This is a genomic window from Streptomyces sp. NPDC048106, assembly GCF_040706415.1.
In the GTDB taxonomy this organism is placed as follows: Bacteria; Actinomycetota; Actinomycetes; order Streptomycetales; family Streptomycetaceae; genus Streptomyces.
Genome location: NZ_JBEZND010000005.1, coordinates 35783 through 48719 on the forward strand (window position 1 = coordinate 35783; position 12937 = coordinate 48719).

11 protein-coding genes are annotated in these 12937 nt (G+C 69.8%); 10 read left to right on the plus strand and 1 reads right to left on the minus strand.

Going from position 1 to position 12937, the window contains the following annotated elements:
• The first annotated feature begins 138 nt into the window (after positions 1 to 138).
• From AB0927_RS06370 to AB0927_RS06415, 10 genes are all read left to right on the plus strand, one after another.
• A complete protein-coding gene (locus AB0927_RS06370) occupies positions 139 to 858 on the plus strand; it encodes an AAA family ATPase (RefSeq protein ID WP_366666390.1) in 720 nt (239 codons plus the stop codon).
• A gap of 43 nt (positions 859 to 901) precedes the next feature.
• Positions 902 to 1687 (plus strand): enhanced serine sensitivity protein SseB, encoded by a 786-nt coding sequence (locus AB0927_RS06375; RefSeq protein WP_366666391.1) that lies wholly within the window; start codon positions 902 to 904, stop codon positions 1685 to 1687.
• A 96-nt stretch (positions 1688 to 1783) separates the two neighbouring features.
• Complete coding sequence (locus AB0927_RS06380) at positions 1784 to 2596, plus strand: enhanced serine sensitivity protein SseB C-terminal domain-containing protein (RefSeq protein ID WP_366666392.1); 813 nt, start codon at positions 1784 to 1786, stop codon at positions 2594 to 2596.
• 295 nt (positions 2597 to 2891) lie between these two features.
• Positions 2892 to 3890, plus strand: a complete 999-nt coding sequence (locus tag AB0927_RS06385; protein ID WP_366666393.1) for an ABC transporter permease — start codon at positions 2892 to 2894, stop codon at positions 3888 to 3890.
• A gap of 30 nt (positions 3891 to 3920) precedes the next feature.
• On the plus strand, positions 3921 to 5690 hold the full coding sequence (locus tag AB0927_RS06390; protein ID WP_366666394.1) for an ABC transporter substrate-binding protein: 1770 nt from the start codon (positions 3921 to 3923) through the stop codon (positions 5688 to 5690).
• A 72-nt stretch (positions 5691 to 5762) separates the two neighbouring features.
• A complete protein-coding gene (locus AB0927_RS06395; RefSeq protein WP_366666395.1) occupies positions 5763 to 6770 on the plus strand; it encodes an ABC transporter permease in 1008 nt (335 codons plus the stop codon).
• Positions 6767 to 7852 carry an ABC transporter ATP-binding protein gene (locus AB0927_RS06400; protein WP_366666396.1) on the plus strand — a complete coding sequence of 362 codons (1086 nt, stop codon included), beginning with the start codon at positions 6767 to 6769 and terminating at the stop codon, positions 7850 to 7852. The genes AB0927_RS06395 and AB0927_RS06400 overlap by 4 nt, the downstream gene beginning before the upstream one ends.
• Positions 7849 to 9384: a dipeptide ABC transporter ATP-binding protein gene (locus AB0927_RS06405; protein WP_366666397.1), complete on the plus strand. Its 1536-nt coding sequence runs from the start codon at positions 7849 to 7851 to the stop codon at positions 9382 to 9384. The genes AB0927_RS06400 and AB0927_RS06405 overlap by 4 nt, the downstream gene beginning before the upstream one ends.
• 99 nt (positions 9385 to 9483) lie before the next feature.
• On the plus strand, positions 9484 to 10875 hold the full coding sequence (locus tag AB0927_RS06410; protein ID WP_366666398.1) for a M1 family metallopeptidase: 1392 nt from the start codon (positions 9484 to 9486) through the stop codon (positions 10873 to 10875).
• Positions 10876 to 10922: 47 nt separating this feature from the next.
• Positions 10923 to 11582, plus strand: a complete 660-nt coding sequence (locus tag AB0927_RS06415; RefSeq protein ID WP_366666399.1) for a trimeric intracellular cation channel family protein — start codon at positions 10923 to 10925, stop codon at positions 11580 to 11582.
• Here the strand turns inward: AB0927_RS06415 and AB0927_RS06420 are convergent.
• Positions 11491 to 12789 carry an alpha/beta hydrolase-fold protein gene (locus AB0927_RS06420; RefSeq protein WP_366666400.1) on the minus strand — a complete coding sequence of 433 codons (1299 nt, stop codon included), beginning with the start codon at positions 12787 to 12789 and terminating at the stop codon, positions 11491 to 11493. The two genes, AB0927_RS06415 and AB0927_RS06420, sit on opposite strands and share 92 nt — an antisense overlap.
• Positions 12790 to 12937: the final 148 nt, after the last annotated feature.

A 12937-nucleotide genomic window follows, 5' to 3' on the forward strand; every position in this document is an offset into this window, starting at 1 on the left:
GCCGGTATGCAGTTGGCGGCCACATCATTGCACGTCGCGCGCCCGCCCGTCAGGGGCCGCATCCGTAACCGACCTGTGGCGGTACGCGCACCCGCCCGTGGCACACCGGCCATTACCTTCCCTTTACGCCCGCTGGGTATGGAGATTACCGAACCATCAAGGGGGAGGACGATCACGGTGAACAGGACCACGGCGCACGCGACCCGCGTCCCGGCGCCGAGAGACCCCGTGGCCCGCGAGCACCCGGCCGCCCGCCCCGCGCCCCTCGTGCTCGACCTGCGCGACCGGGCGGCCCGGAGCCCGCGCGCCCTCCACTTCGGCCCCCGCGACCTCGTGGTGCTCACCGGCCTGCCCGGCAGCGGCAAGTCCACGCTGATGCGCCGCGCGGTCACCGTCCACCGCGTCGACTCCCAGGACACCCGGGCCCGCTTCGCCGCCCGCCTGCCCCGCCTCCTGCCGTACGCCCTCTACCGCCCCCTGGTCCGCGCCGCGCACTACGTGGCGCTGAGCCGTGCCCTGCGCGGGGGAGGGGGCCTGGCGGTGCACGACTGCGGCACCCAGCCCTGGGTGCGCGCCTGGCTGGTCCGCGCGGCCCGCCGCCGCGGCGGCACCCTGCACCTGCTCCTGCTGGACGTGCCCGAGGAGACGGCCCGCGCGGGCCAGCGCGAGCGCGGCCGGACCGTCTCCCGCCGCGCCTTCGGCCGCCACCGGCGCACCACGGCCCGCCTGCTCGGCGCGCTGGAGCGGGGCGAGGTGCCCGCGGGCTGCGGCTCGGCGGTGCTGCTCGACCGGGCCGCGGCGGACGCCCTACAGCGGATCGTGTTCAAGGAGTGCGGCTCCGTCACCGGTACCCGCTAGCCTTCATGGTCACAGCAAGTTGTTCCCAGCAGGCGGTAGGCAGATGGACTTCCCGGCGGACATTCCCGCGGACTTCCCGGCACAGGCGCACCCCCACCCGCACAGCGGTTGGCCCGGCAACGAACTGGAGGAGGTGCTGTCGGCCTCCCTCGGCATACCCGCGGCGGGCGGCCGGATCATCGAGGTCCTCGGCCGCAGCTTCGTCTGGGTGCCGCTGCCGTCCGGCGGCGGACCGGGCAGCGGCCCGCTGGACCTGCCCACCCTGGAGATCGACGGCCAGGCGTACGTCCCGGTGTTCAGCTCCGAGGAGCAGTTCCGCCAGGCGGTCGGCTCCCACATGTCGTACACCATCGCCCCGGCCGTGGAGTTCGCCCGCGGCCTGCCTCCGCAGGCGGGCATCGCGGTCAACCCCGGCGGCATGGTCGGCATCCCGCTCCCGCCGGAGGCCGTCGCCGAGCTCTGCCGCACCGGCCACACCCCGCTGGACGGTCCCGCCACCGGCGGCCGCGTCCGCCTCTTCGAGCCCGACTGGCAGGACGACCCGGTCGACTTCCTCTCCGCCGCGTCCGCCGAGTTCGCCGCGACGGGCGTGGTGCGCACCGCCCGCCGCTGCCTGGCCGCCGTCGAGACCGCCGACCCGGTCATGTTCGTCGGCGTGGAACTCTCCCAGTGGGAAGGCGACTTCCGCGCCCTTCCGCTGGAGGCCCTGGGCCGCGCCCTCGGCCAGGTCCCCGTCGCGTGGCAGGTCAACCTGATCCTGCTCGACGTGACGGACGACCCGGTGGCGGAGTGGCTGAAGTCAAGTGTCAGGCCCTTCTACATCCAGTAGCCCCGGTACCCGCGTACGGACAACCGGTCCCGGGCCACCAGGCACATAAGCTGTCCTCCACACGCGGGGCACGAAGGAAAAGAAGGGCATGACCAGGTGAGCGCCACCCACAGCGGAAGCGTCGAACACACGCTCCGCCACGTCACGCCCGGACGCTACGACGCCTACGAGGCCCTCCTCCGCGCCCTCGCCACCCCCTCCGCCGGCCAGATCTGGATGCTGCTGTGGCACGGCCAGGCCGGCTCCCCGGACGCCCAGTACGGGGACATGGAGGTCGACGGCTGCCACTACGCCCCCTGCGTCACCTCCGCCCAGGAACTCTCCGCAAGCGGCTGGAACCGTTCCTACGAGGTCGTCGACGGCCTGGACGTCGCCCGCACCCTCTATCCCGACCACTACGGCCTCTGGCTCAACCCGCACGCCCCCGGCGGCGGCGTCGGCATCCCCTGGCTGGACCTGCGCCGCATCGCCACCGGCCTGGACCGGCAGCCCGCGGGCCCCCTCCGGCTGTCCGAACCCGGCATCGAGATCCCGCAGTTCTACGCCCTGCTCGCCCAGCACGCCCACCGCACCCCGGCCCTGCGCTCCCTGCGCCGCGCCTGGGTGCAGCCCGCGCTCGGGGCGCCGTACCTCGCCATCGGCCTGGACCTGTACGAGACCTCGCCCGCCGCGGTCGACTCGGTGCGCGCGATGATGCAGGGCTCCGTCGGCGCCGTCCCGGAGGGGCTGCCGGTGTCCACGGTCGCGCTGACCGACGACCACGACCCCGTCGTGATGTGGATGCGGGCCCAAGCCCGCCCGTTCTACGACCGCGAGGCCCACGCCGCCGCGCCCGCCGCCCAGCCCCAGCCCCAACTCCAGTCCCCCACGCCGGGGTACGGCTATCCACCGGTGCGCGGCGGTTACTGAGGTTCCGCCGGATCGGACGCCGTTACGGCCGTACCGCCCCAACCGCGGCATTACGGCGTTGTGTCCCAACTGACCCGTGTCCGGGGACCGTTACCCACTGTCCGGATAACGGATTCCTCCGCAGTGCATCACGGTTGCGCATACTTTCGCCGTCAGCTCTGGCGAGTGATCACAAAGACGCTGAAGACTCCCCACTCAGACCATGAGGCGAGGCCTCGTGATCGCCAGCAAGTCGACAAAGCCGCAAACCGCGGCAGCGCAGGCCGGTCACCACCGGCGAGAGGGGTCGCACATCGTGACCGCACCGATCGAGACCACCGGGGCGGCGTCCGACGCGCAGTCGGAGGCTGTGCTCGCGGGAGCCGACAAGGGGCGGATCGAGGGTCGTTCCCTGGGCCAGATCGCCTGGACCCGCTTCAAGCGGGACAGAGTCGCCGTGGCCGGCGGCGTCATCGTGATCCTGCTGATCCTGCTGGCCATCCTCTCGCGTCCCCTCCAGGCCCTCTTCGGCCTCGACCCCAACACCTTCCACCAGGACCTGATCGACGCCAACACCTCGCTGCCCAAGGGCAGCTGGGGCGGCATGAGCGCGGACCACCCGCTCGGCGTGGACCCCAAGTTCGGCCGGGACATCGCCACCCGCGTCCTGGAGGGCTCCTGGGTCTCGCTGGTCGTCGCCTTCGGCGCCACGATCCTGTCCAACGTGATCGGCGCGATCATGGGCGTGGTCGCGGGTTACTACGGCGGCCGAGTCGACGCGATCATCAGCCGGCTGATGGACGTCTTCCTCGCCTTCCCGTTGCTGCTCTTCGCGATCGCGATCTCCGCGACCCTCCAGGGCGGCGCCTTCGGTCTGAACGGACTTCCGCTCCACCTCGCCGTGCTCATCTTCGTGATCGGCTTCTTCAACTGGCCCTATCTCGGCCGGATCGTGCGCGGTCAGACCCTGGCCCTGCGCGAGCGCGAGTTCGTCGACGCGGCCCGCGGCATGGGTGCCCGGGGCCCGTACATCCTCTTCCGCGAGCTGCTGCCGAACCTGGTCGGCCCGATCATCGTCTACTCGACGCTGCTCATCCCGACCAACATCATCTTCGAGGCTTCCCTGAGCTTCCTCGGTGTCGGCATCCAGCCCCCGCAGGCCTCCTGGGGCGGGATGCTCCGCGAAGCGGTCACCTACTACCAGGTCGATCCCCAGTACATGATCGTGCCGGGCCTCGCCATCTTCATCACCGTCCTCGCGTTCAACCTGCTCGGCGACGGTCTCCGCGACGCTCTCGACCCGCGCAGCCGCTAGGCAGCCAGAGAGCTCATCAGTTTTCCGATTATGGAGGGGAAGCAGACCATCATGCGAAGGTCAGCGCTGGCCGCGGTCGCGGCCATCGGCTCCGCAAGCCTGTTGCTCGCAGGCTGCAGCAAGGCCGATGACAACAAGGACACACCCAAGGCGGCCGGCGCCAACGCGGCGACCAAGGGCGTCGTCAACGCGTCCGACAAGAAGGGTGGCACGGTCACCTACGAGATGTCGGACGTGCCGGACTCGTTCGACCCGGGCAACACGTACTACGCGTACATGTACAACTTCAGCCGCCTCTACGCGCGTCCGCTGATGACGTTCCAGCCCGGCCCCGGCTCCCAGGGCAACACGCTGGTCCCGGACCTCGCCGCGAGCAAGGGCGTCGCCAGCGACGGCGGCAAGACCTGGACGTACAAGCTGCGTTCGGGCCTGAAGTACCAGGACGGCACCGCGATCACCTCGAAGGACGTCAAGTACGCCGTCGAGCGGTCCAACTTCGCGCGTGACGTGCTCTCGCTCGGTCCGAACTACTTCCAGCAGTTCATGAAGGACGGCGACAAGTACAAGGGTCCGTACAAGGACAAGAGCGCCAAGGGCCTGTCCTCGATCGAGACCCCGGACGACACCACGATCGTCTTCCACCTGAACCGGGCCTTCCAGGAGTTCGACTACCTGGTCGCCACGCCGCAGACGGCGCCGGTGCCGCAGTCCAAGGACGACGGCGTCGACTACATCAAGCACATCGTGTCCTCCGGCTCCTACCAGTTCCAGAGCTACCAGGACGGCAAGCAGGCCGTCCTGGTCCCGAACAAGAACTGGGACCCGAAGACCGACCCGCTGCGCAAGCAGCTGGCCAGCAAGATCGTGGTCAACCTGAAGGTCAACCCGGACACGATCGACAAGGACCTCCAGTCCGGCGACGCCACCGTCGACCTCGCGGGCACCGGCGTCCAGGCCTCCACCCAGGCGGACGTCCTCAAGTCCGCGGATGCCAAGGCCAACACGGACAACGCCTACGGTGGCCGTCTGGTCTACGCGGCGATCAACACCAAGCTGAAGCCGTTCGACAACGTCGCCTGCCGCAAGGCCGTCGAGTACGCCATCGACAAGGTCTCCGTACAGACCGCGATGGGCGGCCCGATCCGCGGTGACATCGCCTCCACCGTCCTGCCGCCGGACATCACCGGCTACCAGAAGGCGGACGTCTACGCGACCGCGGGCAACAAGGGTGACGTCGCCAAGGCCAAGGAGCAGATGAAGGCCTGCGGCCAGAAGACGATCAACACCAACATCACGGCCCGCTCCGACCGTCCGGGTGAGGTGGACGCGGCCACCGCGATCATCAACTCGCTGAAGAAGGTCGGCATCAACGCCAGCCTCAAGCAGTACCCGGCGGGCAAGTACTTCACCGACTACGCGGGTGTGCCGAGCTTCACCAAGAAGCAGAACGTCGGCCTGATGATGATGCAGTGGGGTGCCGACTGGCCCTCCGGCTACGGCTTCCTGCAGCAGATCCTGAACAGCAAGGCGATCAGCCAGTCCGGCAACACCAACCTGTCGCAGTACGACAACAAGAAGGTCGACGGCCTGCTCGCGCAGGCGATCGCGGAGCCGGACCCGGCCAAGCGCAACGCCCTGTACGCGCAGATCGACAAGCAGACGATGGACGACGCCGCCCTGGTTCCGCTGACCTACTTCAAGGTTCTGCTGTACCGCTCGCCGTACGCCACCAACGTGGTCTCCACGGCCGCCTTCAGCGGTCAGTACGACTACCTCAACCTCGGCATCACGAAGAAGTAGCAGCCCCGGAAGGCAGGTGAAGGCATTGGTGCCCGCGGGCTTCGCGGCCCGCGGGCACCAGCGCCGGTCCCCGTGATCTCGTACATCCTCCGCAGGACGTTCGCGGCAGTGATCCTGCTGCTGGTCGTCACCGCGGTCACCTTCGCCATCTTCTTTCTGCTGCCACGGCTCGTGGGCCAGTCAGCGGACCAGCTGGCGCAGCAGTACATCGGAAAGAGCCCGTCGAAGGCGGACATCGCCGCGGTCAAGCACAACCTCGGTCTGGACCAGCCCGTCTACGTCCAGTACTGGCACTTCATCAAGGGGATCGTGGTCGGCACCGACTACAACCTCGGCCCCAAGACGGTGCACTGCGACGTCCCCTGCTTCGGCTACTCCTTCAAGGATCACGTCGCGGTCTGGTCGCAGCTCACCTCGCGCATCCCGATCACCCTCTCGCTCGCGGCGGGTGCCGCCGTGCTCTGGCTGATCTCCGGCGTCGCCGTCGGCGTCGTCTCCGCCCTCAAGCCGCGCTCGCTGTTCGACCGCACCTTCATGGGCGTCGCCCTCGCCGGCGTCTCGCTGCCCATGTTCTTCACGGGCAACCTGGCGATCCTGCTCTTCACCTACACCTGGCCGATCTTCGGCCGTACCTACGTCCCGATCACCGAGAACCCGGCGCAGTGGGCCAACACCCTCTTCCCGGCATGGTGTTCGCTCGCCCTGCTGTACTCCGCGATCTACGCCCGGCTCACCCGCTCGGGCATGCTGGAGACGATGAGCGAGGACTTCATCCGCACGGCGCGCTCCAAGGGTCTGCCCGAACGCACGGTCGTCGTCCGGCACGGCCTGCGGGCCGCCCTCACCCCGATCATCACGGTCTTCGGCATGGACGTCGGTCTGCTGCTCGGCGGCGCGGTGATCACCGAGTACGTGTTCTCGCTGCCCGGCGTCGGCCAGTACGCGGTGCAGGGCATCACCGACAACGACCTGCCGAAGATCCTCGGCGTGACCCTGCTCACCGCCATCTTCGTCGTCATCGCAAATCTCCTGGTGGACGTGCTCTACGCCGCCGCCGACCCGCGGGTGAGGCTCTCGTGACCGAACTCTCCAAGACCGACACGGGCGAGGGAGCCACCGCCAAGGCGCCCTCGGCCTTCCTGGAGGTCCGCGACCTCAAGGTGCACTTCCCGACCGACGACGGCCTCGTCAAGTCCGTCGACGGGCTCTCCTTCTCGGTGGAGAAGGGCAAGACCCTCGCCATCGTCGGCGAGTCCGGCTCGGGCAAGTCCGTCACCTCGCTCGCCGTCATGGGCCTGCACCGGCTCGGCGCACGCGGCAAGAACGTGCAGATGGCCGGCGAGATCTGGCTGAACGGCAAGGAGCTGGTCGGCGCCTCCCCGGACGAGGTGCGCAAGCTCCGTGGCCGCGAGATGGCGATGATCTTCCAGGACCCGCTGTCCGCGATGCACCCCTACTACAAGGTCGGCGACCAGATCGTCGAGGCCTACCGGGTGCACCACAAGGTCAGCAAGAAGGAAGCCCGCAAGCGCGCCATCGAGATGCTCGACCGCGTCGGCATCCCCGAGCCGGCCAAGCGCGTCGACGGCTACCCGCACGAGTTCTCCGGCGGTATGCGCCAGCGCGCCATGATCGCCATGGCGCTGGTGAACAACCCCGAGCTGCTCATCGCGGACGAGCCGACCACCGCCCTCGACGTGACCGTCCAGGCGCAGATCCTCGACCTGATCCGCGACCTCCAGAAGGAGTTCGGCTCCGCGGTCATCATGATCACGCACGACCTCGGCGTGGTCGCCGAGATCGCCGACGACGTCCTCGTGATGTACGGCGGCCGGTGCGTGGAGCGCGGCCCCGCCGCCGAGGTCTTCGAGAAGCCCCAGCACCCCTACACCTGGGGCCTGCTCGGCTCGATGCCCCGCATCGACCGGGAGACCTCCGAACGGCTCATCCCGGTCAAGGGCCAGCCGCCGAGCCTCATCAACGTCCCCTCGGGCTGTGCCTTCCACCCGCGCTGCCCGTACGCGGACATCCCCGAGGGGAACGTCAGCCGCACGGTGCGTCCCGAGCTGGAGCTGGTCGGCGCCGGACACTGGTCCGCCTGCCACCTGGCGGCCGAGGACCGCGAGCGGATCTGGACCGAAGAGATTGCGCCGAAGCTGTGAGTGAGACGAAGAAGACGGACGCCGCCGCGAAGGCCGCGGTCCCCGAGCAGGCGTCGGCTCCGGACGAGCGCGAGGTGCTGCTCAAGGTCGAGAACCTGACCAAGCACTTCCCGATCAAGAAGGGCATCCTGCGCCGCCAGGTCGGCGCCGTGAAGGCCGTCGACGGCATCGACTTCGAGGTGCGCAAGGGCGAGACCCTCGGCGTCGTCGGCGAGTCGGGCTGCGGCAAGTCGACCATGGGCCGGGTCATCACCCGCCTCCAGGACCCGACCGGCGGACGGGTCACCTTCGAGGGCCAGGACATCACCCGGCTGTCCACCGCGGAGATGCGCCCGCTGCGCCGCGACATCCAGATGATCTTCCAGGACCCGTACGGCTCCCTGAACCCCCGTCACACCATCGGCTCCATCGTCTCGGCGCCCTTCCGGCTCCAGGGCGTCGAGCCCGAGGGCGGGGTGAAGAAGGAGGTCCAGCGGCTGCTCGAACTGGTCGGCCTGAGCCCCGAGCACTTCAACCGCTACCCGCACGAGTTCTCCGGCGGCCAGCGCCAGCGCATCGGCATCGCCCGCGCGCTCGCCCTGAAGCCGAAGCTGGTCGTGGCCGACGAGCCGGTGTCCGCGCTGGACGTGTCGATCCAGGCCCAGGTCGTCAACCTCATGGACGACCTCCAGCAGGAGCTGGGCCTGACCTACGTCATCATCGCGCACGACCTCTCCGTCGTCCGGCACGTCTCGGACCGGATCGCGGTGATGTACCTCGGCAAGATCGTGGAGCTGGCCGACCGCAACACGCTGTACGAGGCGCCGATGCACCCGTACACCAAGGCGCTGATGTCGGCGGTGCCGGTGCCGGACACCAAGCGCCGGGGCCAGAAGAGCGAGCGCATCCTGCTGCGCGGCGACGTGCCCTCGCCGATCGCCCCGCCGTCGGGCTGCCGCTTCCACACCCGGTGCTGGAAGGCGACGCAGATCTGCAAGACGACCGAGCCGCGGCTGATCGAGCTGAGGCCGGGTCAGCGGGTCGCGTGCCACCACCCGGAGAACTTCGCCGACCAGGCACCGCAGGACACCGTCCTGCTGTCGGCGGCGAAGGAGGCGTCCGAGCTGGTACCGGACGCGGCGACCACCGAAGGCCCGAAGTCCGAGGCGGAGCCGGAGGCTGAGGTCGCGTCCGGGGCGGAGGCCGCGACCGCGACCGAGCCGGAGGCAGAGTCGGAGGCCGCGACCGAGCCGGACGCCGCGTCCGAGACCGAGCCGGCGTCGGAGTCCGAGGCCCAGGCAGAGCCGGAGGCTGAGGCCGCATCCGAGGCGGAGGCCGCGACCGCGACCGAGCCGGAGTCGGCGACCGAGGCCGAGGCCACGGCCGATGCGGAGCCGGAGACGGCCTCTGACGAGGAGTCCGAGCCGGAGGCCGCGTCCGAGCCGGCGTCGGAGTCCGAGGCCGAGGCCGCGTCCGACGCGGAGCCCGACCCGGCTCCCGAATCCGGCGAGGCCCCCAAGGCCCCCAAGTCCCCCAAGGCGAAGGGCAACTAGCCGAAAACGGTCATGCAAGAGCATGTACATGCTTGAGCGGGAGAGTGCAAAGTCGTCCGTGTCCGACAGCTGATCGGTACACGCTGGAAAGGGACGACCATGACACTCTCCCGTTCGGCACGTGCAGGGGTCCTGGCCACCGCCGCGGCCTCCTTCCTCCTGATCGCAGCCGCCCCGGCCCCCACCCCGGGCGCACCCGGCATCGGCGACCCCTACTTCCCCGACCTGGGCAACGGCGGCTTCGACGCGCTGCACTACGACCTCGACGTCGCCTACGCCCCCGACACCGGCCGCCTGGACGGCCGTACGACCCTCACCGCCCGCGCCACCCAGAACCTCTCCTCCTTCGACCTGGACCTCCAGCGGCTGGAGATCACCCAGGTCCAGGTGAACGGAGAACAGGCCCAGTTCACCCGCGACGGCGACGAGGTCACCGTCACCCCGCGCGCTCCGCTGGCGAAGGGCCGGCGCTTCACCGTGCGCGTCACCTACGGCGGCGTGCCCGAGGCCCTCAGCGGGCCCATCGTCTTCGGCTCCGAGTACGGCTGGATGAAGACCCCCGACGGCGTCTTCGTCGCCTGCGAGCCCAACGCCGCCTCCACCTGGTTCCCGTCCAGCGACCACCCCTCCGACAAGGCCACCTACGACATCCGGATCAAGGCGCCCGAGGGCCTGACCGGCGTCTCCAACGGCGTGCTGGTGTCGACCCGCGAGGCGGGCGGCTCGACGTACACCCACTGGCGGGAGTCCAGGCCGATGGCGACCTATCTCGCCACCGCCACCATCGGCAAGTTCGACGTCCGCACCGGCCGCACCCCCGCCGGCACCCCGATCTACGTCGCCATCGACCCGGTGCTCAAGAACAGCAACAGCGTCGACGTGTACGCGGTCACCGCCGAGGCCACCGACTACTGGGCGCAGGTCTTCGGGCCGTACCCGTTCGAGGAGACCGGCGCCATCGTGGACGACATGCCCGAGGCCGGATTCTCGCTGGAGGTGCAGTCCAAGCCCGCGTACTCGGCCGTGCGCAGCGAGTCGACCATCGTGCACGAGCTGGCCCATCAGTGGTTCGGCGACTCGGTGAGCGTGGCGCAGTGGAAGGACATCTGGCTCAACGAGGGCTTCGCCACCTACGCCCAGTGGCTGTGGGCCGAGCACCGGGGCACCCGCACGGCCCACGACTCCTTCCTCGCCGACTACGACTCGCGGGCCGCCACCTCCTCCTTCTGGAAGATCAAGGCCGGCGACCCGCAGCGGGACACGATGTTCGCCGACGCGGTCTACCACCGGGGCGCCATGACCCTCCAGATGCTCCGCGAGCGGATCGGCGACAAGGCATTCTTCAAGCTGCTCCCCGCCTGGACCCGGCTCCACCGGTACGGCAACGCCGACACCGCCGACTTCATCCGCCTCGCCGAGCGGATCAGCGGGCAGCAGCTCGGTGATCTGTTCGACACCTGGCTGTTCACTACAGGTAAACCTGCCCTGTGAGCCTGGCTTTGTAAGGTTCATCCTGCTCGGCAGGTGAGAATGGCAGGGTGCAGTTCCAACAGTTCTTCAGCCCCTCCGTCCAGCACACGCTCGATGTGATCGGCATCTTCGTCTTCGCGATCTCCGGCGCGCTGCTCGCCGTCCGGAAGAACTTCGACGTCTTCGGCATCGCCGTGCTCGCCGAGGTGACCGCGCTGGGCGGGGGACTCTTCCGTGACGTGGTGATCGGGGCCCTGCCCCCGGCGGCCTTCACGGACCTCGGTTACTTCGTCACCCCGCTGCTCGCCACGCTCGTCGTCTTCTTCCTGCACCCGCACGTGGAGCGGATCCAGACGGCGGTGCTCGTCTTCGACGCGGCGGGCCTCGGCCTGTTCTGCGTCAGCGGCACTACCAAGGCCTACGGCTACGGCCTCGGCCTGACCGCGTCGGCGGCCCTGGGCCTCGCCACCGCGGTCGGCGGCGGTGTGCTGCGCGACGTGCTCGCCAACGAGGTGCCCTCGCTGCTGCGCTGGGACCGCGACCTGTACGCGGTCCCGGCGATGGTCGGCGCGGGCATGGTGGTGCTGTGCATCCGCTACGACGCGCTGACCCCCCTCACCAGCGGGCTCGCGGCCCTCACCGCCTTCCTGCTGCGCCTGCTCGCGATGCGGTACCACTGGCGAGCGCCGCGCGCGTGGAACCGCCGGTCGACGGTGGTCGAGGAGTAGAGCCGGCGGCTCCGGCCGTCCCGGCGGGGGTCCCGGCGCCGGTCTTCGGGGTGCCGGTGATCGAGTGGTCCCGGCCCTTGGCGTGGTTCTGGCCCATCTGGAGGGTGAGCCAGCGGAACACCGCGGGCACCTGCGGCCGCCACAGCGCCATCGTGTGACCGCCCGCGCTGCGCGGCAGGAAGACCACGTGCACCGTGGTCGGCGCCTTGGCGACGGACGCCAGGGCCATGCCCGCCTCGTAGCCGTCGCCGGGCTCCCCGGAGACGTAGAGCGCGACGGGCGGCGGCACGGCGGCCTTCCGCAGCAGCAGGTACGGGTTGTTCTCGGCGCGCAGGGCGGGGTTCTGCGCGGCGAGGGAGTTGCGCTCGCCGATCGGGTCGTTGTAGCCGGACATGCTCACCGCGGCCCGGTACCGGTCGGGGTGCGCGACGGCCAGCTTGACCGCGCACTGGGCGCCCGCGGAGTACCCGGCGACGGCCCAGCCCTGCGGGGCCGGCTGGGCGCGGAAGTTGTCCATGACCATCTTGGGCACGTCGATGCTGAGCCAGGTGTCCGCGTCGACCTGCCCCGGGATGTTGGCGCAGCCGGTGTCCACGCCGGCCAGCAGGTTGGTGCGCGGGGCGACCATGATGAAGGGGGCCACCTGGCCGCTCCGCATCAGCGGCAGCAGCTGTTCGTGGGCCCTCATCGAGCCGAACCAGGCCCGCGCCGAGCCGGGATAGCCGGGCAGCACCTCGATCACCGGGAACTTCCTGTGCCGGTAGGCCGGCTCGCCGTACTGCGGCGGCAGCCAGACGTAGACCTCGGCGTCGACCCCCGAGACCCGGCCCCTGAGCTGGGTGACGCGGACCCCGCCGGCGGCGTGCATGCCGGGGCCCGTGGCCTGGACGAAGGTCTGCCTGACCTTGGGCAGGCGCTTGACCGCTATGCCGCCGGTGCCGTCGTGGCCGAGGTCGGCGGCCTGCTGGACGTGGTTGCCGGTGCCGAAGAGGTCGGCCCAGTTGTCGTACAGGTTGTTCTGGTTGTTCACCAGCACGAAGACGAGGGTGACGGCCGTACCCTGGGCGAACAGCAGCATCAGCACCCGGGCCGCGGTGCGCAGGGGCCGGGGGCCGCGCGTCCTCGACCACAGGAGGAGCGGCAGTACGAGGGCGACCACGGCCAGCACGACGGTCGTGTAGAGGAACGGAGTCCCGGTGAGGCTCATGTCCCCATAGAGGGGAAAGCGGGATCCAGGGTTACGGACGTGTCCTGACACTTACCGAGAAATTGCCGAAACCTCACCCATGGTGGGCCGTGCGGGGGAGCGGTGACGGTGGCTGGAACCGGGGAAAGCTACCGCTTAGTAATCCCCT

Coding starts and splice junctions, on each gene's coding strand:
- AB0927_RS06370 (WP_366666390.1), top strand. CDS start 139: ATGGAGATTACCGAACCATCAAGGGGGAGGACGATCACGGTGAACAGG.
- AB0927_RS06375 (WP_366666391.1), top strand. CDS start 902: ATGGACTTCCCGGCGGACATTCCCGCGGACTTCCCGGCACAGGCGCAC.
- AB0927_RS06390 (WP_366666394.1), top strand. CDS start 3,921: ATGGAGGGGAAGCAGACCATCATGCGAAGGTCAGCGCTGGCCGCGGTC.
- AB0927_RS06410 (WP_366666398.1), top strand. CDS start 9,484: ATGACACTCTCCCGTTCGGCACGTGCAGGGGTCCTGGCCACCGCCGCG.
- AB0927_RS06420 (WP_366666400.1), bottom strand. CDS start 12,789: ATGAGCCTCACCGGGACTCCGTTCCTCTACACGACCGTCGTGCTGGCC.